Raw genomic sequence first — 21,601 nt, forward strand, 5'->3', positions numbered from 1 at the left:
TACATATCTGCAAATATCTTGACAATTTTCGGATATGTAGTATGATAAAAAAAGAGTAGCACTCGAAGCTCAAGAGTGCTAATAATCACAGAAAGAAGGAAATGAATATGGCATTAAAACCAGTTGCAGACAGAGTTATCGTAAAATATTTTGAGACAGAAGACAAAACCGCATCCGGCATCGTACTTCCGGACAGCTCCAAGGAGAAAACCCAACAGGCAGAGGTTATCGCAGTAGGTGGCGGTAAGGTCGTAGACGGTAAAGAAGTACCGGTACAGGTAAAGCCGGGCGACCGTGTGATCTACGGAAAATACACAGGAACCGAGATCAAATATGAGGGTGAGAAATATCTGGTGATCAACGCAGATGATATCATTGCCATCGTAAAAGACTGATGAAGAATTTTTATCGTAATTTTCTGAAATTATGCTCCATGCTGGTGCTGCAGAATGTAGTGACCTTAAGTGTCAATCTTGCGGACAACATTATGCTTGGAGCCTTCAGCGAAACTGCATTATCCGGTGTGACTACCGTAAACCAGGTACAGTTCGTCTTTCAGCAGCTGCTTATGGCGCTGGGAGACGGACTTGTCATATTCGGAAGTCAGTACTGGGGAAAGAAAGAGACAGAGCCGGTAAGGAAGATCAGTGCCTGGGCCATGCGCACAGGCTTTTTTATTGCCCTTATGCTGTTTATCCTGGCCAGCCTTTTTCCAACACAGCTGCTGGGGCTTTTTACAACAGACCAGACGATTATCGAAGCCGGTCTTTCCTATCTGGCGATCATCCGGTTTACTTACTTTTTCTTTGCGGTGACGCAGATCCTGCTTGCTACACTGCGCTGTGTGGAAATTGCAGGGGTTGCCTTCGGGCTTTCGGTAATGACTTAAGTGTAGTAATGGTAGGAATGTCCTATCAGATGCCGACAAACGGTGGTATCATCCGGGGAAGCGGAAGCATCGCCTATTCCATGAAGGTTGACCTGATCAGTACCTGGGGGATCGTGATCCCTCTGTCCATGTTTATGGCATTTGTGGTCAATGCATCCCCGGCAATGGTGGTATGCTGCCTGAATGCAGATCAGATCTTTAAATGCGTGCCTGCATTTTTGAAGTGCAATTACGGACACTGGATCAAAAATATGACGAATTAAGGAAATATATATAGATCAGAGGCAAGATACAGAAAATTTATCTTGACGCCTGTGTGATCTGTATGTAGAATAAATACAAGCTTTAACGAAATGCAGTAAAAAAATCTCTGAAGAGCCAGGGACAGCTTGACAAAGGTAATATGGTATAGTATTATCTTGCCTATATCATATTAAACTGGTGGGAAAAGAGGTATACTCACTGAAACACAGGAGGAACAGGAAATGAGAAAAAAAGTACTGGCAGCGCTTCTGGCAGCTGCAGTGGCAGGAACAACTGTTATGTCAGGAATGACTGTTTTTGCAGCAGAAACAGAAGGAACCAAGGCGGAAGGCGGAAATATTACCATTGCAGAAACAGCAGATCCGCAGAACATCAATCCGCTTTATGTTGTGGATCAGACAAGCTTCGATATGATGCAGGCTCTGTACAGCCCGTTTTTTGAGATCGTGAACGGAGAGATGTATTACGGAAACGGACTTTGCGAAAGTGTAACAGCCAATGATGATGCCAGCGAATTCACACTGAAGCTCAAAGACGGACTGAAATGGCATGACGGTCAGCCGATTACAGCCGATGATGTGGTATTCACCATGCAGGTGCTGGTAGATGAGAAGCAGAATGTTCCGTATTCTTCTTACGGATACGTTAATGACAAGGCAGTAGAGGCAGAGAAGGTTGATGACCTTACAGTCAAGATTTCCCTTGGATCATCTTCCGCAGGATTTCTTGGTGGACTGAGCCAGGTTTACTGTATTCCGAAGCATATTTATGACGGCGTGGAGAATATCGGAGAAAGTGATCTCAACAATGAACCGGTGGGAAGTGGTCCTTTTAAGTTCGAGGAATACAAATCCGGAGAGTATTATAAAGTAACAAAATTCGATGACTATTTTGATGATGTAAATCTGGATTCCATCACCTTCAAGATCGTAAAGGATTCCAGCTCCGCCAATGCGGCACTTGCAAGCGGAGATCTGGATGCACGTCTGATCAGCGCAGATGATTACGATACCGTCAGTGCTTACGATAACGTAAACATCAATACCTATAATTCCGGACGTGTCAACGCCATGTTCATGAATGAGCTGAACGAAGATCTTCAGGATGTAAAGGTACGTCAGGCGATCGCATACGCACTGAATAAAGAGGAGTTCTGTCAGTTTGCTTTCCTTTCCGAGGATTATGCAGAGCCTGCAGATTCTATTTTTACACCGGATACACTCTACTATACAAAACCGGACAATACCTACGACAATGATCCGGCTAAAGCACAGGAGCTCCTTTCCGAAGCAGGAAAGACAAGTCTTTCTCTGAACCTGATGTATATCTCCACAGATAAGACAATGGAGAGTGAAGCTCTGTATGTACAGTCTGCCCTTGCCAATGTAGGAATCACCATCAATCTTCTTCCTACAGATGAGTCTACCTTCAAGAATAAGACAAAGGATACGGAGTGCACAGATTATGATCTGGTACTGAGCTTCTACACTCTGGGAGAAGAGCCGAGCCTTTATGCAGACATGAGTTCTTCCGTCAGCCGTTCCAACTATTCCAGGATCAAGGATACAGATCTGGATGCATTGTGGGAAGAGGGCAACAGCACTGCAGATGAGACAAAACGTGGCGAGATTTATAAGGAGATCCAGAATACGATCAATGATAACATGTATATCTATCCGATCGCTTATTCCAATGGTTTCTATGCGGTAAGTAAAGATTTCGGAGGCTTTGATGAATGTCTGTTAAAAACTATTTATTATGATTATTCCAAGATCTACACATTGGAGAAATAAATAATTTTATAGCGGATGAATACCGGAAACAGAAAGAGGCTGACGCGTTTTTGCGCCAGCCGATTTCCTGTTTTCGGGGAAAATAAAGGAGGTACATTTTGAAGAAGATCGTAAACCGTCTGATACAGTGTATTCTGACACTGTTTATTGTCTCTGTTCTCTGCTTTGCACTGACAAAAGCAGCGCCCGGAGATCCTGTCCTGACTTATGTGGAACCAAATATGAGTGAAGAATATATCCAGAACCTGAGAGAAAGCCTGGGACTTACAAAGCCTGTCTATGAGCAGTACTTTCTGTGGCTGGGAAGGATCCTTCACGGGAATTTCGGAAATTCCCTGATGAATAACCGACCGGTCCTGACACAGATGCTGGAGAGGCTTCCCGCAACCGTGATCCTAATGGGAACCAGCATGCTGCTTGGTTTTCTCATTGCCATTGTACTGGGCCTGTATTCCGGAAAGAATAAAAATGGTGTTCTGGATAAGATCACCAGCATGTTCTGTTATGTAGGTATCTCCATTCCTACGTTCTGGTTCGGTATCATGCTGATCTATCTCTTCAGTGTGCATCTCCATATCCTGCCAAGTATCGGTATGCATTCAGACGGCAACCGTTCCTTAGGAGATCTGATCCTTCATATGGTCATGCCCTGCGCAGTTCTGACCTTTGCAAATGCGTCACAGTACATACGGTATTTAAGAAGCAGTACCATTACGGAAATGTCCTCCGATTATGTTATGGTGCAGAAGGCTTACGGAATGAAAGAGTCTGGAATCCTTTTCCGGCATGTACTGAAAAATGCCATGCTTCCTATGATCACAGTTCTCGGAATGAGCCTGCAGTCTCTGGTTTCCGGTGCCATTATCACCGAGCAGGTTTTTGCATGGCCGGGAATCGGTCAGCTGGCAGTGACCGCTGTTATGCAGTATGATTATCCCCTGATCATGGGAATCACCATGTTTACCGCGCTTCTCGTGGTGCTCGGAAATCTTCTGGCAGATATCCTGTATGCTGTCTTTGATCCGAGGATCCGCAAAGCAGGATGTTAGGAGGTAAAGGGACATGAGAGAAAATATCTGGAAAAATATCAAACTTGGTTTTAAGACAAATAAACTTGCAGTGGTAGGTGCAGCAGCGATCATCCTGCTGGCACTGATCTCCATTTTTGCCTTTTTGTATCCGGTAGATCCCAATGCCATCAGCGCCACAGAGAGACTGAATGCTCCTTCCATGGCGCATCTTTTCGGTACGGATGATATGGGACGGGATTATCTGGCCCGCTGTATTTACGGAGGAAGAGCATCCCTTCTGGTGGGCTTCCTTTCCATGGTGCTTTCGACAGCCCTTGGTGTGATCATCGGTTCCATCAGCGGTTTTGTGGGAGGAACGGTGGATGCGGTGCTGATGCGTTTGGTGGATGCACTGATGAGCCTTCCGACATTTCTGATCATGATCGTTATGAATGCCTTCCTGAAACCGGGACTTCAGAACATTGTCCTGATCATCGGCTTTCTGACCTGGATGAACATTGCCAGGATCGTCCGTGGCGAGACCATTTCCCTGAACGAGAGAGAGTATGTCATCTATGCAAAGATCTCCGGACAGAAGAAATTCTCCACCATTGTACATCATATCCTGCCTAACATCATGCCTACCATTATCGTGGCTGCAACCATGAACATTGCCAATGCCATCCTGATGGAATCTGCACTGAGCTTTTTCGGCCTGGGTATCCAGCCGCCTACGGCTTCCTGGGGAAGTATGCTGAGCAATGCACAGCGCTATATCCAGCAGGCACCGTATCTGGCTATTTTCCCCGGAATCCTGATTCTGATCACGGTCGTCAGCTTCAATTATCTGGGAGAAGTATTAAGAAAAGTATTCGAGCCCAAGTAAGGAGGACATTTACATATGGAAAAATTACTGGAAGTAAAAGATCTGAAGGTGTCTTTCTTTACAGACCTTGGAGAGACACAGGCAGTAAAAGGTGCAGGCTTTGCCATCGGTGAGGGGGATTTTTTCGGGATCGTAGGAGAGTCCGGAAGCGGAAAAAGCGTGACTACCAAATCCATTCTCCGTCTCGGACCATCCAACTGTAAGATCATGGGTGGTGAGATCTTGTTCCGGGGAGAAGATATCCTGAAGAAAAATGAAGCAGAGCTCCGTGAGATCCGCGGTGGTGAGATCGCCATGATCTTTCAGGATTCTCTTTCCGCACTGAATCCGGTTTACACTGTTGGCAATAAGATGGTAGAGCTGATCCGGCGCCATACCAATATGAACAAAAAAGAAGCAAAGGCCCGGGTGCTGGAGCTTCTCACAGCCGTTGGCATCACAGACCCGGAAAAGGCTATGAACAGCTATCCCCACGAGCTTTCCGGCGGTATGCGCCAGCGTGTGATGATCGCCATGGCCATGAGCAGTGATCCGAAGATTCTGATCGCAGATGAGCCCACCACAGCCCTGGATGTTACGATCCAGGCGCAGATCCTTCATCTGCTTCTGGAGCTTCAGAAAAAAAACAATATGAGCATCATCCTGATCACTCATGATTTGGGCGTTGTAGCGCAGACCTGTAAACGGGTAGCTGTCATGTGTGGTGGCTACGTGGTGGAAGAGGGAACTGTAGAAGAGATCTTTCTTCATCCGGGACATCCCTATACACAGGCACTGATCGCAAGCATGCCGCGGGTGGGAGGTACCTTTGAACAGTTTCTGGAGAGAGATCTTTCGGACGGAAACGGTGATCTGTGTCCCTTCCTGAATCGCTGTAAATATGCGGACAAAACCTGTGAAGCCTGTCTTCCGAAATATTATGAGGCTTCAGAGGGACACAGGATATTCTGTCACAGAAGGGAGGAGAAGAGATGAGCAAGCCCTTAATTGAAGTAAAAGATCTGAAAGTATATTTTAAACAGAAATCTCCGAAGCTTCTGTCCTTTAAGCCGGGCATACTGAAGGCTGTGGATCAGGTAAGCTTTTCGATTGAAAAGGGGAAAACCTTCGGTCTGGTAGGAGAATCCGGAAGCGGAAAATCTACCATCGGAAAGGCAATCCTACGTTATCATAAACCCACAGGCGGTGAGATTTTTTATGAAGGAACAGAGATCGGAGCCATGGGGGAAAAAGAACTGCTTCCATACCGCAAAAAAATGCAGTCCGTTTTTCAGGATCCCTATTCCTCTCTGGACCCAAGCCATACAGTGCAGGATATCATCTGTGAGCCTATGGCGATCCATAAAATGTACACTCCAAAGGAACGTAAGGAGCGTGCAAAAGAACTGATCCGCGTGGTTGGCCTCAAAGAGCAGGATCTTTTGAAGTATCCTCATGAGTTTTCCGGCGGACAGCGTCAGAGGATTTCCATTGCAAGAGCACTTTCCGTACAGCCGGAATTTGTAGTCTGCGATGAGCCCATTTCTGCGCTGGATGTTTCCCTGCAGGCCCAGATCGTTCAGATGCTTCAGGATCTTCAGGAAAAATACGGGCTGACCTATCTGTTCATCAGCCATCAGCTGCAGGTGGTCCAGAAGATCTGTGATGAGATCGGGGTGCTTTATCTTGGAAATCTCATGGAGATCGCAGATGCAGATAAGCTCTATTCCAATCCGCTGCATCCTTATACAAAAATGCTGATCTCCTCGATACCGGTTCCGGACCCGAGAGTCAAAACTCTGGATCAGATCGTTACGGATACCGGAGTACAGTCCAGATCTATCGGGGGCTGCCGCTTCCATAACCGCTGTCCGTGGTGTGAGGAACGCTGCAGACAGGAAACCCCGGCACTTCGTCAGGTGGAGCCGGGACATATGGTAGCATGTCATAAATATCAGGAAAAGAAATAATCATAAAATACGGGAAGGTAAATAAAAAAGTGGACAAAAATATATATAAAAACTATCTGGCGATCCTCCGTGAGGAGATGATCCCGGCTATGGGATGTACAGAACCGATCGCTCTGGCCTATGGTGCGGCAAGAGCAAGAGAGATCCTTGGGAAAGAGCCGGAGCGTATCGTAGCAAAATGTTCCGGAAATATCATCAAAAATGTGCGTTGTGTAATCATTCCCAATTCAGGAGGCTTAAAGGGGATTCCTGCAGGTGTGATCCTTGGGGCGGTGGCAGGAGATGCCTCACTGGATATGGAAGTTCTTTCCAAAGTCGATGAAAAGGGCAGGGCACGCTGCCGGGAACTTCTGGAGGCAGATATCTGTAAGGTGGAGCTTCTGGACACGCCGGTAGTCCTTCACATTATCATCGAAATGTATGCCGGTGAAGATGCCGTCAGCCTGGAGATCAAATACGACCATATCAACGTGACCAGGATCAGCAAAAACGGAGAGATCCTCCTTGATGCAGATAAAGCAGTGGAAGAAAAGGAAGAGACGGACCGCGGCCTGTTAAATCTGGAGGATATTCGGGAATTTGCAGATACCGTAGAGCTTTCCGATGTAAAGGAGCTTCTGGATGCGCAGATCAGAAGCAACATGGCCATTGCTCATGAGGGAATGACCGGAAAATACGGCCTGGGTATCGGGCGCGTGATCCGTGAAAATTATTCTCACGATATGCTCACCAGAATGAGAAGTCTTACTGCAGCGGCTTCTGAGGCACGTATGGGTGGCTGTGATATGCCGGTTGTCATCAATTCCGGAAGCGGAAATCAGGGAATTGCATGTTCTGTTCCGCTGATCGTCTATGCAAGAGAGATGGATCTGCCGGATTACAGCCTCTACAGGGCTCTGGTGTTTTCCAATCTCCTCACAGTCTATCAGAAGCAATATATAGGGAAGCTGTCTGCCTTCTGCGGTGCGGTATCGGCCTCCTGTGCAGCCGGAGCTGCCATTACCTATATGGTAGGCGGAGATATTTCCCTGATCAAAAAAACGATCGAGAATACCCTTGCCAATATTCCGGGAATCATCTGTGATGGGGCCAAGATTTCCTGTGCTGCCAAGATCGCAGCCTGTCTTGACGCAGCCTTCCTGGCGCATCATCTTGCCATGAACGGGCAGTCTTATGCACCTTATACAGGAATTCTCCAGGAAGAAACCGCAGAGACCATCAGCTGTGTGGGTCAGATCGGAAAAGACGGTATGAAGGAAACAGACAGAGAGATCCTCAAGATCATGCTGGAGCATTGATCCGTATCGGAGACGGCACAGATTAAACAGAAAAGGTTGGATTTATGGACAACGAATTAAGAATTGCAATACTGATCGATGCAGATAATGTATCAGACAAATACATCAAGATCATCGTGGATGAAGTGGCAAACATCGGCATAGCCACCTACAAACGGATCTATGGAGACTGGACCAGTGCACGGCTTTCCTCCTGGAAAAAGGTTCTTCTGGAGGATTCCATCATTCCTATCCAGCAGTACAGCTATACCACCGGAAAAAACGCCACCGATTCGGCGATGATCATTGATGCCATGGATATTCTGTATTCCGGAAATGTGGATGGATATTGTATTGTTTCTTCGGACAGTGATTTCACCCGTCTGGCAGCAAGGCTCCGGGAATCCGGAATGCTGGTCCTGGGTATGGGTGAGGAGAAGACGCCGAAGCCGTTTATTTCCGCATGCAACCAGTTTAAATATCTGGATCTTCTCTATCGCAACCAACAGGAGGAAGAGAAGAAGGAAGATCTGGCTACTGCAGCAGAAGCTAAAAAATCCGGAAACAGCAGTAAACAGAGCAGCTCCGGCTCTAGGAAGAACAAAGATCTCAAGCGGGTGCGCAAGGCCATTAATGCCATCATCGAGAAATTTTCTGACGAAGAGGGATGGCTTTCCTCCGGACAGCTGGGCGACCAGCTTGGGAAACGACTTCCGGATTTTGATGTGCGTAATTACGGATATTCCAAGCTGACCCCCTTTATCAAATCTCTGGGAAATTATGAGACAGGCAGGATCCCCACAGGAAGCGGAGGGAGAAAGCAGATCTATTTCCGGATGAAGGAGGATAAACAATGAAGAATTATCTGGCACCTATGGAGGGCGTAACCAACTGGGTTTACCGGAATGCATATCATGACTGTTTTTATCCCATGGATAAATACTTTACGCCCTTCATCACTGCTAAGCCCAATAAACGTCTCAGCAGCAAGGAGATCAAAGAGGTATCACCGGAAACCAACGGAGATCTTCCGGTGATCCCCCAGATCCTGACCAACAATGCGGAGGATTTTGTGAAAACAGCGCATATCTTCCGGGATGAATACGGACACAGGGAAGTGAATCTCAATCTGGGATGCCCCTCGGGAACTGTCACAGCCAAGGGAAAGGGTGCCGGTTTCCTGGGCGAGCCGGATAAGCTGGAACGTTTTCTGGATGAGATCTTCGAAAAGACCGGGATGGAGATCTCCATAAAAACGAGAGTGGGAACGGATTATGAGGAAGACTGGGAACGGCTTCTTGAGATCTACGGCAGATATCCGCTGAAGGAGCTGATCATCCATCCACGCCTTCTGAAGGATCATTATAAGGGGGTTCCCAGATATGGACTGTATGAGGTGGCAAGGGAAAAGCTGAAGGTTCCCCTGGGATATAACGGGGATATTTTTTCGGTGGAGGCTTATCAGGAAATCCGGGAGAAATTTCCGGATGCAGACAGCGTCATGTACGGAAGAGGCCTGATCGCAAGGCCCTATCTTCTGGATGCCATTATGCAAAAAGAAGACGGAGAGGATCACCGGGAAGAATACCGAAAAAAGCTGCGGCAGTTCCATGACCGTCTTTACCGGGATTATCAGGAATATCTTTCGGGAGAACGAAATGTACTTTTCCGCATGAAGGAATTGTGGAGTTATATGGCACCGGGCTTTACCAATTATGCCAGATATCTGAAAAAGATCAAAAAATCCCAGCATTTTGGTGACTATGAGGCAGCAGTTATGAGCCTTTTTGGAGAACAGGAGATCTTAGAGGTATGAACAGTATAAAAGAAAAATTTGATGAGTTTATTTCCCAGTATCCCATTTTTGAGTATCGTGTGCTGGATACCGGGGATATTAAAGTACAGTCACGTGTGCGTACGATCTGTAAACAGGAATGTGAACGTTATGGGAGCACATGGGCCTGTCCTCCGGCAGTGGGAGAGCTGTCAGAATGCGAAAAGAAGATCAGGAGCTATCCGAAAGCAGTTTTCTTTTCCAGCGTTGCGGAGGTATCGGATATCATGAACATGAAGGAGATGCTTTCCACAAGAATGGAACACGAAGCGCTTACAGAGAAGGTACGTGATTTTCTGGAGGGAGAGGGCTATGAGACCTTTACGCTTTCCACGGAATCCTGTGACTTCTGTGAACGCTGTGCCTATCTGGACGGAAAACCATGCCGTTTTCCGGAGCATATGCATCCATGTCTGGAAAGCTATGGCGTGGTAGTCAGTGAGATCGTAGAAAAGGAAGCTATGGAATACAATCTGGGTGGAAATACCATTCTCTGGTTTTCCATGGTGCTGATCCGCAGATAAAAGACAAAAAGCAGATACAGTGAAAGATACATAAGAAGAAATCCTCCGGCATAGATTAATGATAAAAGCCGGAGGATTTTTTTAATGAGAAAAATGTCAGCTTTTCTGGAGCTTCCCGGGGAACCGGCATTTCGGGAGGTGCAGGTGATACTTACGGGAAAACGCCGGGCAGTGATCGAAAATTACCGGAATATCCAGAGCTATACAAGGGAGGAGATCCTGATACTGACACCTTCCGGCAGACTTGTGATCCGTGGGAAAAACCTTGTGATCCCCTGCTACACAACCCTTGAACTATGTATCCGCGGGCAGATCGAAAGCATTACGCTGGAGGAGGGAAATAAGTAATGATCCCAGGTTTTGTGCGGGTTTCTGTTAAGGGGCAGCAGTGCCAGCGGTTTGTGAACCTTTGCAGAGGCAGGGAAATGGATCTGAAAAGGATCATCCGTACCGGTGAGACGGAGCTTCAGCTGACTATGAAGGTAGCGGATTTTCTGCAGATCTCGCCACTGCGGAGAAAAACAGGGGTACATATCCACATCCTGAAAAAAAGAGGACCTTTGTTTTTTCTGCTTTTCTGTAAAAGAAGAAAAATGATCCCTGCAGGGTTTCTGGCAGTTTTCTGCCTCCTTTTTTTTCTGTCAGGCAGAGTGTGGAACGTTGAGATCCGGGGAAATATTTTAAATCCCACACCCCAGCTGATGAGCTTTCTGAAAGAGCAGGGGGTCTGTTTCGGAGTATCCAGAAAGAAGATCAGCTGCAGTGCACTTGCAGCTTCCCTGCGAAGAGAATTTCCGGAGATCACCTGGGTGTCTGCCGGATTTTCGGGAACGGGCCTGCGTTTTGAGATCCGGGAGGGAACTGCCGGAGAAAAAACAGAGCCGGAAGAAAAATCCTGCAGTTTGTTTTCAACACTGGACGGTGTGATCGATTCCATGGTCACACGGCAGGGAACTCCTCTTGTCAGGGCCGGGGATGAAATAAAAAAAGGCCAGGAACTGGTTTCCGGGATCGTGGACATCACCGATGACAGCCAGGAGGTCATCCGCTATGCATATGTTCAGGCAGATGCGGATATTTACATCCGACATACCATTGCCTATTACGATACCTTTCCGTTGGACATAGAGAAAAAGGTATGGTCCGGTAAAAAGAAAACAAGGCTTTTTTTTCAGCTGGGAAACTGGTTTCTGGACTTTTCCTCTCCTCTGAAACAAAATGAGGAACGCCTCGTCAGCCGGGAACCTCTTTTCAGTATCGGGATTTTTCGTTCTCCTGTTACACTGGGAATCGCTGCGATCAGGAAGTACGAAGTACAGAAAGAGCAGCTGACAGAGGATGCCGCAAAAAAACAGGCCATACAAAGGCTTTATGCCTATGAAGAAAAATTAATAGAAAAAGGGGTTCAAATATCTGAAAATAATGTTAAAATAGAAATAAATCACCAGGACTGCGTCAGCAGAGGCACTCTTACCGTCATTGAACGGACCGGAAGAGAAGCCCCCACAGAAAAAAAGACGCAGCCAAAAGAAAGGACACCAGAGGATGGCTAGCAGCATTATCGAATTATATGTGGATGTGCCGGCAGACCGCCAGGCGAATATTTTCGGACAGTTTGACGAGCATCTGAAGCTGATCGAACGTACTCTGAACGTAACCATGATCTTCCGTGACGGTTCTCTTAAGATCCTGGGAAGCCAGGAGGGAGCCACACAGGCCAGGGCGATCGTGGAGGAACTGAACACACTTGCGGGCAGAGGCAATACCATCACACAGCAGAATGTGAATTACGCACTTTCCCTTGCCATGGAGAAGATCGGCTCCGTGATGGAGGAGATCGACAAGGATTTTATCTGTAATACCATACAGGGCAGACCCATCAAGCCCAAGACTCTCGGACAGAAGGACTATGTGGAACAGATCCGTAAGAAGATGATCGTGTTCGGCGTGGGACCTGCCGGAACCGGCAAAACCTATCTTGCCATGGCTATGGCAGTAACTGCTTTTCGCAATGAGGAGGTTTCCAGGATCATTCTTACCAGACCCGCCATTGAGGCAGGCGAGAAGCTGGGATTCCTTCCTGGCGATCTCCAGAGCAAGGTCGATCCCTATCTGCGTCCTCTTTATGACGCATTGTATCAGATCATGGGCGCAGACAGCTTTGCCAAAAACATGGAGAAGGGGCTCATCGAGGTTGCCCCTCTTGCCTATATGAGGGGACGTACACTGGATAATGCCTTCATCATCCTGGATGAGGCACAGAATACCACACCTGCCCAGATGAAGATGTTCCTGACCAGGATCGGCTTCGGTTCCAAGGTGATCATCACAGGAGATGCATCCCAGAAGGACCTTCCCAGGGATGCCACATCTGGTCTGGATGTGGCGATGAAGGTGCTGAAGAAGATCGATGACATCGGATTCTGTCAGCTGACCAGCAAGGATGTTGTACGTCACCCACTTGTACAGCAGATCGTACAGGCCTATGACGATTATGAAAAAAAACAGAAGCCTGCCAAATCCAGGAAGGATGACAGGTATGCTGTAAAAAATAAGGAGTACAGAAGATGACCATAAATATCGAATATGAGACAGATCAGGAGCTGGGCATTGACTATGCTGCCCTTGCATCCCAGGTTGCGGACAAGGTTCTTGAAATGGAGAAATGTCCCTATGACGGACAGGTCAATCTTGTCCTGACAGACAACGAGGAGATCAAGAGGGTAAATACAGAATTCCGGAATATCCAGGCTCCTACGGATGTGCTGTCATTTCCTATGATCCCCTTTGAGACACCGGCGGATTATTCCGTTGTGGAAGAGGATGAGTCCTATTTTGATCTGGACAGTGATGAACTCCTTCTTGGAGATATCATGATCTCCGTGCCCAAGGTTTTTGCCCAGGCAGAGGAATACGGACATAGTGTGACAAGGGAATTCTGTTTCCTGGTAGCACACAGTATGCTGCATCTTCTGGGTTATGATCATATGACAGAGGATGAGGCGAAGGTCATGGAAGCCAAGCAGGCAGCGGCACTGAAGGAGCTGGGGATTAACCGTTAGTACAGCGAATGACTGCGGGCTGTCCCACGGAAAAGCTAAGCGGAAAACTCTTCCGCTTTAAGAAAAGGAGGTAATATATGAGAATGAAAAAGACAGGTATCCTGGCAGGTATCACAGCTGCATGCATCTGCATTGCCCAGACTGTTCCCGCTTTTGGAGCAGGGCAGGATCTGGTAGGCTTTGTCCCCAATGAGGAAAAACAGGAAGAAACCCAGGTAAAGAGCTATCTTACCGGCGAAAATGTTCCGGAGAGCATTGGACGGAGAAGACCGGTTGCCGTGATGATGGGTAACAACAGTGTCGGAGCTCCCCAGAGTGGTATCGGACATGCCGGTGTTGTTTACGAAGCGCCGGTAGAAGGTAATATTACCCGTCTTATGGGCATTCTCGAAGATTACGATGAGCTGGAACGGATCGGTTCCGTTCGCAGCTGCCGTGACTATTATCTCTTTTATGCCAACGAATTTAATGCGATCTATGCCCACTACGGACAGGCTGCCTATGCACTGCCTTATCTGGAGCAGCATGTGATCGATAACCTCAACGGGATCCAGATCGGCAAGCTTGCTTTTTTCCGCACAACAGACAGGAAGGCACCTCACAATGCCTACACAGATGCCAGCCACCTTCAGGCAGGCATAGATGCCATGGGATACAGCCAGGAATATAAAGAAGAATATACCGGACATTATCTTTTTGCAGAAGATGGTACAGAGACTGTACCGGATGGGATCACAGCCAGCCTTGTGAAGCTGGATAATTTTACTGACAATCATCCCTGGTATGAATACGATGAAGAGACAAAGGAATATAAGAGATTCCAGTTTGGCAAGGAACATGTGGATCAGCTGGATAATGAACCGCTTACCTGCGACAATATCATCCTTCAGTATTCATCCTGCCCGGCCTACGATGGAAACGGCTATCTGAATATTGATGCCATTTCCGGCGGAGAGGGCAAGTTTATTACCAGAGGCAAAGCCATCGATATCCGCTGGGAGAAGGATTCTCCATGGGGGATCACGCATTATTACGACGGAAATGAACAGGAGATCCGTCTGAATCCGGGTACTACCTGGGTGGAGATCGTACAGAATGACAGGATCGATTCCGTTACTTATCAGTAAGACTAATATACAGGTATCAGGAGAAACAAAAAACATGAACGCAAATTACAGGGAACGACTGAAAGACAAGAAACGTATCGTTATCAAGATCGGATCATCATCACTGATCCACGCAGAAACTGGAAGACTGGATTTCCGTAAGCTGGAGATCCTGGCCAGAGAACTCAGCGACCTTCATAACCAGGGAAAAGACGTAGTGCTGGTATCCTCCGGAGCCATTGCGGTAGGTGCAGCTGCACTGGGGATGAAGGGAAAGCCGGCAGAGCTTGAGAAAAAACAGGCCTGTGCAGCTGTGGGCCAGGCCAGGCTGATGACCATATATCAGAAGCTTTTCGGGGAATACAATCAGATGGTGGCACAGATCCTGATGACCAAGAATACCATGGTCAACAATACCAACCGCAGGAATGCACAGAATACCTTCCAGCAGCTTCTAGCAGAAAAGGTGATCCCCATCGTAAACGAAAACGACTCGGTATCCTCCTACGAATTCCAGAACCTGGTAAAATTCGGAGACAACGATACCCTTTCCTCTGTGGTTGCTGCACTGATCGATGCGGATCTTCTGATCCTCATGTCCGATATTGACGGTCTTTTTACAGACGATCCCAATTCCAATCCGGATGCACAGTTTATCGACATTGTAGAAAATATGGATGACAATATGCGTAAGCTTGGCAAATCCTCTACAGGAAGCAATGTCGGTACCGGGGGAATGGCAACCAAGCTTACCGCTGCGATCATCGCAACTGCGGCAGGGGCGGACATGGTCATTGCCAACGGAAACGACTTCCACAACATCCACAGGATCGTGGAAGGCAGGAGCTGCGGAACATTATTTGTAGGAAACAAGAAGGAAGAATTCTTCCTCATTGATTATATCGAAAAACTGCTTTAAGGAGAGTATCATTATGATGGACAATATCAAGATCGACAGGATCAACGCACTGGCACATAAACAGAAAAGTGTAGGTCTTACCGAGGAAGAAAAGGTGGAACAGGCGAAGCTTCGGAGAGAATATCTGGATGCAGTGAAGGGAAATCTCCGTGCGCATCTGAATAATATCGATATCAAAGAAAAGGATGGCAGCATCACCAATCTTGGAGAAAAATATGGAAGAAAAAAAGGAAATTAGAAAAAAGATCTTCAAAGCCAGAAAAGAACATACCGATGCCTGGATCCGGGAAAATAGTCTCCGGATCACAGAGGCCCTGACACAGCTTCCGGAATACCGGAATGCAGAACGGATCATGGCATACGCAGATTATAACCATGAAGTGATCACACGCTATATTATCGAGCAAGCCTGGAAAGACGGCAAGGAAGTGGCAGTGCCAAAGGTTTTCGGAAAGGATATGGTATTTTACAGACTGACCGATTTCAGTCAGCTGGAATCCGGCTACTTCGGGATCCCTGAGCCAAAGGAAGACGGAGAAACGGTTTCCTGGGAAGAAGCCATGATGGTCATGCCCGGGGTGGCTTTTGACGTGAATTGCAACCGGGTAGGCTATGGCGGCGGTTTTTATGACCGCTTTCTGGAAAAACATCCGGAGGTCTGCCGCGTTGCAGTAGGATTTTCCTTCCAGATTCTTCCGGAAGTTCCCACAGAGCCTACGGATATCCGTCCGCAGGTCATTGTGACGGAAGAGAATATATACCGCGATGCACAGTAAGATATTGCTGTAAAGACAGAAAGAAAGGCAGGAATATTTGGAAATGAATGAAATGCTTGAAAAATTGGGACAGAATGCGAAAGATGCGGAGATAGTCCTTCGAAATCTTTCCACAAATGACAAAAATAAAACCCTGGAAGCTGTGGCAAAGGCTCTTGTCGCTCATACAGATGAGATCCTGAAGGCCAATGCCCTGGATGTGGAAAACGGCAAAAAGAATCAGATGCCGGAAGGACTGATCGACCGTCTGATGCTGACACCGGAGAGGATCGAAGGAATGGCAGACGGACTTCGTCAGCTTACCGGTCTTGAAGATCCCATCGGGGAAGTTACCGGTATGAAAAAACGTCCCAACGGACTTCTGATCGGACAGAAACGTGTTCCCTTAGGTGTGATCGGCATTATTTACGAAGCACGTCCCAATGTTACTTCAGATGCATTCGGTCTCTGCTTCAAAACCGGAAATGTCGTGATCCTGAAGGGTGGAAGCGACGCAATCCATTCCAATACTGCCATTGTCAACTGTATCCGTGAGGCATTGAAGTCCTGCGGCATTATCGAGGATGCTATCCAGCTGATCCAGGATACATCCAGAGAAACGGCTGCGGAATTTATGAAGCTGAACCGGTATGTGGATGTACTGATCCCACGTGGCGGAAGAGGACTGATCAAAGCAGTGGTAAACCAGAGTACGATCCCTGTCATCGAGACCGGAACCGGAAACTGCCATATCTATGTGGACGAGACTGCAGACCTTCAGATGGCAGCGGATATTGTGATCAATGCAAAGACCCAGCGTGTGGGCGTATGCAATGCATGCGAGTCCCTTCTTGTAAACCGTAAGGTGAAGGACGATTTCCTGCCGGTACTGGCCGGACGCCTTAAGGCGAAGCATGTGGAGGTCCGTGCAGATGAAGCGGCAAAGGCTCTGATGCCGGGAGCAGTTCCTGCAACAGAAGAGGACTGGGGAACGGAATATCTTGACTATATCCTTTCTGTAAAGGTAGTGGATTCCGTGGAGGAAGCCATTGCACATATCAATAAATATAATACAAAGCATTCGGAGGCCATCATTACCAATGATTACACCCATGCCCAGAAATTCCTGGATGAGGTAGATGCAGCGGCAGTTTATGTGAACGCTTCTACCAGATTCACCGATGGAAATGAGTTTGGATTCGGTGCGGAGATCGGGATCAGCACCCAGAAGCTCCATGCAAGAGGCCCAATGGGACTCCTTGCACTGACCACCACCAAGTATATCATTTATGGTAATGGACAGGTACGTCCGTAAGACAGATACAGTAAAGCGGATTCTTTGGTCCGCTTTACTTTTTTGAAGCGTTGTGCTATACTTTTTTGTAATTGGATTTAAACAGACTAACTCATAACAGGAGGACTTATAAATGAAAAAAAAGCAGCTTTTTGCAGTCCTGCTTGCAGGTTCCATGACTGTTGGAATGGCACCTGCCGCAGCGTTTGCCGCTGAAGATACCGGAGCGGTAACAGAGGCAGAAGCAACGACTGCAGACGAGAATACAGAAACACCAGATGACGGAGCAGCTGTGGATGACCAGTCACAGAGTGAAGCCGACTCCCAGGCAGAGGCAGAAGCCCAGGCAGCGGCTCAGGCTCAGGCAGAGGCAGAAGCACAGGCAGCAGCCCAGGCCCAGGCGGAAGCAGAGGCCCAGGCAGCAGCCCAGGCTCAGGCGGAAGCAGAGGCCCAGGCAGCAGCTCAGGCTCAGGCGGAAGAGGCGCAGCAGGAGCAGCAAACTACTGCGGCAGATGCAACGGTTACTACTGCGGCAGAACTTCAGGCAGCGATTAATAATGCACCTGATTTTGCAGGATCTATTGATGATAGTGATCTATATACATCTGCTTATAAGATTCTGATCAGTGCATCGTTTAATCTCACAGATACTATTACCGTTCCTGCCAATAAAAATATTGCAATTTTTGGTGCAACAAATGCTACAACTGTAGTTGGACGTGGAAGTGTTGCAGGAGATATGTTCAAAGTAAGTGCAGGAAGTATTTTGTCCATGACACAGAATGAAGGTGACGGCTCCTCAGAAATCGGTAAACTTTCTGTTGAAGGTAAGAAAGACGATGAAACTGCAGCCGATGGATCGATTGTTTCCGTAGAAGCTGGCGCTAAATTTGTGATGACGACAGGTGTTACCCTTTCCAAGAATGTTTCTACTGCAGCAGGTGCGGCAGTTAAAAACAGCGGTAAACTTGTAATTACAGGTGGAGAGATCAAAGATAATGTATCTACAGGCGGAGCTGTTTACAGCACAGGTACAGTTTCACTTGAAAAAGGTGAGGGTGCGTCTGATGACGAACCAAAGATCATCGAGAACTATACAAGCGCAGAAAAGAGCGTAAAATCCAATATCGTATTAGGACAGCAGGATCAGAGTGCTGGAAGTATCATCATTGCTGGTGCATTTGAGAACCAGAATGTTGGATATTCCGTAGAGAATCCGGCAGTTGACTATACAGTTTTCCAGAAGCCTGAATCTTTAGCTGCGGATGCATTTGCAAAGGCAATTAAGGCGATGAGCTATGAAGGCGACCAGAGTTATGGAATAAATACAGCTACAGGTCTGCTTGTTTCCAACATTCCAACGATTAATATTGATAATCCTACAAGTAAAGAAGCAAATACTGTTTCTGTAACCTTCACATCTGATAAAGCAGGTACATATTACTATAAATATGTTGCAAAAGGTGCGGAAGCTCCGACCATCGAGACAGCTACAGAAGGTGGAACGGTTAAGGCAGGAGAAACTACTTCCCTGAAACTTACCAAGGTCACAGACAAGACTATTGACCTTTATGTATGGGTAAAAGAAAGTGAAAGTGGTAACGCCATTGTTGGTGAAGGTGTAAAGAAGGATATTGCAGTAACACAGGCACAGAATCCAGTTGATCCGAAACCGGCAGCACCAAAGGTTACAAAAATCAGCGCAGAAAGTAAAACAGCAACAACTGCAGAAGTAGTTCTTCAGTCTGATAAGAGTGGTACATGCTATTACAAATGGGTGGCAAAGGGAGCGGATAAACCTTCCATTACAACTAAAGACAGCAAGATTGCGGTCACCGCAAAAAAAGATTGTAAGATTGATCTGAAAAATCTGGAAGGTGATGCGATTGATCTCTATGTGCAGGTAGTAGCAAAAGATGGATCAAAGACAGCAGTGACCAAGATTGCAACTGTTACTTTGAAAGAAACAGCTAAAACACCTGCGAAGATTTCCAACGTAAGCTATAAATGGAAAGGTCATACATCTGCGACTGTAACTATGCGTTCTGATAAAGCAGGTGTGTACTATTATGAATGGGTAAAACGTGGTTCCAAAGCTCCGACAGTTGATAAAATGAGCAAAGGAACAAAGGTTTCCGCAAATAAGGATTTCACGATCAGTTTGAAAGATTTGGATGCAAACAATGCGATTGATGTTTATGTGAGTATCAAAGGAACTGACGGAACTGTAAGTACACCAAAGAAGATTACATTGGATGAAGCTAAGCGTCCGGCAAATGTCAGATGGGTTGGCTTTTCATGGATCAACCATACATCTGCGAATGTTACCCTTATTTCGAATAAGAGCGGTACCTGTTATTATAAATGGGTTTCTCGTAACAGTGATGGCACATCTGCCACTCCGAAAGATCTTACATCTACCGGAAAACAGATAACATTTACTGCTGATAAGAAATTTAATATCGGTCTTGAGGATTTAGATTCTGACAACCCAATTGATCTTTATATCCAGATCAAAGATAAAAATGGTGTTTTGACGAATCCATTGAAAATAGCATTTAAAGAAGATTCCAGACCGAAAGTTGCAGATCCAACTCCGACTGACACACCGGATGCATACATCCCAAATGTAAAAGAGAGCGTAGTACAGGGACTGGATGAGGCAATTCAGTTCTATCCGAATCAGTTCTATGAATTTACTGTGATCGGTGCAGGAACAACCAATCAGGATCCAAATGAGGGTGATGTGAAGTGGGTTCCGGTTTACTGGAGTACAGCTGCAAACCCAACCCAGAGCCAGATGCATACAGCATGGAAGATTGGTTCCGGCAAGGGAATCAACAAAGACGCTACATACAACCTGTACGTATTCTTCCAGAAATACATCTACACGGGTGGTCAGTGGCAGGAGACAGACACCATTGAATCCGCAGTATATCAGTTTAGATCTGCAAAACTGACACCTACCGGAACTCCGGGAGCAGACGGTACATATGGTACCGGCGGCCAGACAGGTTCTGATCCGGATGCAACCATAACAGGAGAGGCATCTGTAACATCCTCCAACGGAGGCAACGGAACCAGATCTAAGAATGCAGTATCAACAGCCGATAACTCACCGATCGGAACCATGTCCGCACTGGCAGTGGCATCCCTTCTTGCAGGTGGATATGTGATCGTGAGAAGAAGAAAAAAGGACATCTAAACGCACAATAGCCAAAATAGCATAACAAATAAAAAAATCACCGGTTTTCCGAAAGAACAGGAAAGCCGGTGATTTTTTGTAAAGATAAATTTACAGATTTTTCTTCTTATAGATAAACCAGGAAGCTGCAATGCTGAATGCAATTAGATAGACTGTCAGGATCAGGACACTGAGGTAATTGACTCCACCGCCGGAAGCAATGGTACGGATCAGATGACTGGTCTGTGACAGTGGAAGAGCAGCTACAAAATTCCCAAGAAAGCCTGGGATCTTCTCTGTAGAGAAGAAGGTGTTGCACAAAAAAGCCATTGGCATAATGATATAATTGGAAAAACGAGGTACATCCGCATGGTTTTTGGCAAGGAAAGAAACCACAACACCGATGGCTGAAAATACAGCACCGTTGAGGAACATCACCAGCAATGACCATCCGTTGAACACAAGACCGGTTCCGATCGGCATGGTCAGAAGAAGGATGATCCCTCCTGCATAAAGCCCGCGGAGACTGCCTCCGATGATCTGTCCGGCAATAAACTGCCACAGAGGTGTCGGAGATATCATAACCTGGTCAAAGGCTTTCTCATAAAGACGCTGCACATTCAGATTCTGTGCGATAGCATTAAAGCTTCCGTTCATTGTAGTCAGTGAAACCACACCAGGGATCAGGAAATTCAGATAAGGCTCTCCGTGTGAGGAGGTCTGGATCCCCATTCCAAAAACGATCAGATACATCAGCGGCGCGATCATGGCCGCCAGCGTGATCTTATAGAAATCCCTTCGGAACTCCACCCATTTTTCCCATAAAATAGTAAGTATTCCCATGATAATTCATCG

At 46.8% G+C, this 21,601-nt stretch carries 23 protein-coding genes; 22 read left to right on the forward strand and 1 reads right to left on the reverse strand.

Annotation, left to right across the window (positions count from 1 at the left end; genetic code table 11):
• Positions 1-107: 107 nt before the first annotated feature.
• The 22 genes from groES (at position 108) to NE671_RS00980 (ending at position 20,767) form a co-directional block, all read left to right on the forward strand.
• The gene (gene groES, locus NE671_RS00880) at positions 108-395 is read left to right on the forward strand and encodes a co-chaperone GroES (RefSeq protein WP_044960825.1); all 288 of its coding nucleotides are present in this window, start codon (positions 108-110) and stop codon (positions 393-395) included.
• Positions 395-889, forward strand: a complete 495-nt coding sequence (locus NE671_RS00885) for an MATE family efflux transporter (protein WP_330605348.1) — start codon at positions 395-397, stop codon at positions 887-889. Before groES ends, NE671_RS00885 begins: the two co-directional genes overlap by 1 nt.
• Before the next feature lie 8 nt (positions 890-897).
• Complete coding sequence (locus NE671_RS15885) at positions 898-1,152, forward strand: hypothetical protein (RefSeq protein WP_330605347.1); 255 nt, start codon at positions 898-900, stop codon at positions 1,150-1,152.
• Positions 1,153-1,374: 222 nt separating this feature from the next.
• Positions 1,375-2,946: an ABC transporter substrate-binding protein gene (locus NE671_RS00890; protein ID WP_114002421.1), complete on the forward strand. Its 1,572-nt coding sequence runs from the start codon at positions 1,375-1,377 to the stop codon at positions 2,944-2,946.
• 98 nt (positions 2,947-3,044) lie between these two features.
• On the forward strand, positions 3,045-3,995 hold the full coding sequence (locus NE671_RS00895; protein ID WP_021650547.1) for an ABC transporter permease: 951 nt from the start codon (positions 3,045-3,047) through the stop codon (positions 3,993-3,995).
• A gap of 13 nt (positions 3,996-4,008) precedes the next feature.
• Positions 4,009-4,842, forward strand: coding sequence for an ABC transporter permease (locus tag NE671_RS00900; RefSeq protein WP_021650546.1), 834 nt, complete (start codon positions 4,009-4,011; stop codon positions 4,840-4,842).
• Between the two features lie 15 nt (positions 4,843-4,857).
• Positions 4,858-5,817: an ABC transporter ATP-binding protein gene (locus NE671_RS00905; protein WP_022426783.1), complete on the forward strand. Its 960-nt coding sequence runs from the start codon at positions 4,858-4,860 to the stop codon at positions 5,815-5,817.
• A complete protein-coding gene (locus NE671_RS00910) occupies positions 5,814-6,791 on the forward strand; it encodes an ABC transporter ATP-binding protein (RefSeq protein ID WP_118368852.1) in 978 nt (325 codons plus the stop codon). The genes NE671_RS00905 and NE671_RS00910 overlap by 4 nt, the downstream gene beginning before the upstream one ends.
• Positions 6,792-6,868: 77 nt before the next feature.
• Positions 6,869-8,089: an L-cysteine desulfidase family protein gene (locus NE671_RS00915; RefSeq protein WP_173740747.1), complete on the forward strand. Its 1,221-nt coding sequence runs from the start codon at positions 6,869-6,871 to the stop codon at positions 8,087-8,089.
• Between the two features lie 44 nt (positions 8,090-8,133).
• A complete protein-coding gene (locus NE671_RS00920) occupies positions 8,134-8,925 on the forward strand; it encodes an NYN domain-containing protein (RefSeq protein ID WP_022426781.1) in 792 nt (263 codons plus the stop codon).
• Positions 8,922-9,884, forward strand: a complete 963-nt coding sequence (locus NE671_RS00925; protein ID WP_173740735.1) for a tRNA dihydrouridine synthase — start codon at positions 8,922-8,924, stop codon at positions 9,882-9,884. The genes NE671_RS00920 and NE671_RS00925 overlap by 4 nt, the downstream gene beginning before the upstream one ends.
• Positions 9,881-10,426, forward strand: a complete 546-nt coding sequence (locus NE671_RS00930) for a DUF2284 domain-containing protein (protein WP_015524841.1) — start codon at positions 9,881-9,883, stop codon at positions 10,424-10,426. The genes NE671_RS00925 and NE671_RS00930 overlap by 4 nt, the downstream gene beginning before the upstream one ends.
• An 84-nt stretch (positions 10,427-10,510) precedes the next feature.
• Positions 10,511-10,774, forward strand: a complete 264-nt coding sequence (locus NE671_RS00935; protein ID WP_021650540.1) for a YabP/YqfC family sporulation protein — start codon at positions 10,511-10,513, stop codon at positions 10,772-10,774.
• On the forward strand, positions 10,774-11,979 hold the full coding sequence (locus NE671_RS00940; RefSeq protein ID WP_173740734.1) for a sporulation protein YqfD: 1,206 nt from the start codon (positions 10,774-10,776) through the stop codon (positions 11,977-11,979). The genes NE671_RS00935 and NE671_RS00940 overlap by 1 nt, the downstream gene beginning before the upstream one ends.
• Positions 11,972-12,997 carry a PhoH family protein gene (locus NE671_RS00945; RefSeq protein WP_022426778.1) on the forward strand — a complete coding sequence of 342 codons (1,026 nt, stop codon included), beginning with the start codon at positions 11,972-11,974 and terminating at the stop codon, positions 12,995-12,997. Before NE671_RS00940 ends, NE671_RS00945 begins: the two co-directional genes overlap by 8 nt.
• Entirely contained in the window at positions 12,994-13,488 is a 495-nt protein-coding gene (gene ybeY, locus NE671_RS00950) for an rRNA maturation RNase YbeY (protein ID WP_015524845.1), read from the forward strand. The genes NE671_RS00945 and ybeY overlap by 4 nt, the downstream gene beginning before the upstream one ends.
• A gap of 77 nt (positions 13,489-13,565) precedes the next feature.
• Positions 13,566-14,615: a DUF3048 domain-containing protein gene (locus NE671_RS00955; protein ID WP_021650536.1), complete on the forward strand. Its 1,050-nt coding sequence runs from the start codon at positions 13,566-13,568 to the stop codon at positions 14,613-14,615.
• Positions 14,616-14,649: 34 nt separating this feature from the next.
• On the forward strand, positions 14,650-15,513 hold the full coding sequence (proB, locus tag NE671_RS00960; protein ID WP_044960851.1) for a glutamate 5-kinase: 864 nt from the start codon (positions 14,650-14,652) through the stop codon (positions 15,511-15,513).
• Between the two features lie 16 nt (positions 15,514-15,529).
• Positions 15,530-15,751 (forward strand): DUF896 domain-containing protein, encoded by a 222-nt coding sequence (locus NE671_RS00965; RefSeq protein WP_044960849.1) that lies wholly within the window; start codon positions 15,530-15,532, stop codon positions 15,749-15,751.
• On the forward strand, positions 15,729-16,289 hold the full coding sequence (locus NE671_RS00970) for a 5-formyltetrahydrofolate cyclo-ligase (RefSeq protein ID WP_022426775.1): 561 nt from the start codon (positions 15,729-15,731) through the stop codon (positions 16,287-16,289). Before NE671_RS00965 ends, NE671_RS00970 begins: the two co-directional genes overlap by 23 nt.
• A 43-nt stretch (positions 16,290-16,332) precedes the next feature.
• The gene (locus NE671_RS00975) at positions 16,333-17,583 is read left to right on the forward strand and encodes a glutamate-5-semialdehyde dehydrogenase (protein ID WP_173740746.1); all 1,251 of its coding nucleotides are present in this window, start codon (positions 16,333-16,335) and stop codon (positions 17,581-17,583) included.
• A gap of 112 nt (positions 17,584-17,695) precedes the next feature.
• Positions 17,696-20,767 carry a hypothetical protein gene (locus tag NE671_RS00980; RefSeq protein WP_256163546.1) on the forward strand — a complete coding sequence of 1,024 codons (3,072 nt, stop codon included), beginning with the start codon at positions 17,696-17,698 and terminating at the stop codon, positions 20,765-20,767.
• 90 nt (positions 20,768-20,857) lie between these two features.
• Here NE671_RS00980 and NE671_RS00985 read toward each other — a convergent pair whose 3' ends face one another.
• Positions 20,858-21,589: an ABC transporter permease gene (locus NE671_RS00985; RefSeq protein WP_021650531.1), complete on the reverse strand. Its 732-nt coding sequence runs from the start codon at positions 21,587-21,589 to the stop codon at positions 20,858-20,860.
• Positions 21,590-21,601 lie beyond the last annotated feature (12 nt).

This window comes from Blautia sp. DFI.9.10 (genome assembly GCF_024461705.1).
Lineage (GTDB): Bacteria > Bacillota > Clostridia > Lachnospirales > Lachnospiraceae > Blautia_A > Blautia_A fusiformis.

Coding starts and splice junctions, on each gene's coding strand:
- groES (WP_044960825.1), top strand. CDS start 108: ATGGCATTAAAACCAGTTGCAGACAGAGTTATCGTAAAATATTTTGAG.
- NE671_RS15885 (WP_330605347.1), top strand. CDS start 898: ATGGTAGGAATGTCCTATCAGATGCCGACAAACGGTGGTATCATCCGG.
- NE671_RS00890 (WP_114002421.1), top strand. CDS start 1,375: ATGAGAAAAAAAGTACTGGCAGCGCTTCTGGCAGCTGCAGTGGCAGGA.
- NE671_RS00905 (WP_022426783.1), top strand. CDS start 4,858: ATGGAAAAATTACTGGAAGTAAAAGATCTGAAGGTGTCTTTCTTTACA.
- NE671_RS00930 (WP_015524841.1), top strand. CDS start 9,881: ATGAACAGTATAAAAGAAAAATTTGATGAGTTTATTTCCCAGTATCCC.
- ybeY (WP_015524845.1), top strand. CDS start 12,994: ATGACCATAAATATCGAATATGAGACAGATCAGGAGCTGGGCATTGAC.
- NE671_RS00975 (WP_173740746.1), top strand. CDS start 16,333: ATGAATGAAATGCTTGAAAAATTGGGACAGAATGCGAAAGATGCGGAG.
- NE671_RS00970 (WP_022426775.1), top strand. CDS start 15,729: ATGGAAGAAAAAAAGGAAATTAGAAAAAAGATCTTCAAAGCCAGAAAA.
- NE671_RS00885 (WP_330605348.1), top strand. CDS start 395: ATGAAGAATTTTTATCGTAATTTTCTGAAATTATGCTCCATGCTGGTG.
- NE671_RS00980 (WP_256163546.1), top strand. CDS start 17,696: ATGAAAAAAAAGCAGCTTTTTGCAGTCCTGCTTGCAGGTTCCATGACT.
- NE671_RS00920 (WP_022426781.1), top strand. CDS start 8,134: ATGGACAACGAATTAAGAATTGCAATACTGATCGATGCAGATAATGTA.
- NE671_RS00935 (WP_021650540.1), top strand. CDS start 10,511: ATGAGAAAAATGTCAGCTTTTCTGGAGCTTCCCGGGGAACCGGCATTT.
- NE671_RS00985 (WP_021650531.1), bottom strand. CDS start 21,589: ATGGGAATACTTACTATTTTATGGGAAAAATGGGTGGAGTTCCGAAGG.
- NE671_RS00940 (WP_173740734.1), top strand. CDS start 10,774: ATGATCCCAGGTTTTGTGCGGGTTTCTGTTAAGGGGCAGCAGTGCCAG.
- NE671_RS00965 (WP_044960849.1), top strand. CDS start 15,530: ATGGACAATATCAAGATCGACAGGATCAACGCACTGGCACATAAACAG.
- NE671_RS00900 (WP_021650546.1), top strand. CDS start 4,009: ATGAGAGAAAATATCTGGAAAAATATCAAACTTGGTTTTAAGACAAAT.
- NE671_RS00955 (WP_021650536.1), top strand. CDS start 13,566: ATGAGAATGAAAAAGACAGGTATCCTGGCAGGTATCACAGCTGCATGC.
- proB (WP_044960851.1), top strand. CDS start 14,650: ATGAACGCAAATTACAGGGAACGACTGAAAGACAAGAAACGTATCGTT.
- NE671_RS00915 (WP_173740747.1), top strand. CDS start 6,869: ATGATCCCGGCTATGGGATGTACAGAACCGATCGCTCTGGCCTATGGT.
- NE671_RS00945 (WP_022426778.1), top strand. CDS start 11,972: ATGGCTAGCAGCATTATCGAATTATATGTGGATGTGCCGGCAGACCGC.
- NE671_RS00925 (WP_173740735.1), top strand. CDS start 8,922: ATGAAGAATTATCTGGCACCTATGGAGGGCGTAACCAACTGGGTTTAC.
- NE671_RS00910 (WP_118368852.1), top strand. CDS start 5,814: ATGAGCAAGCCCTTAATTGAAGTAAAAGATCTGAAAGTATATTTTAAA.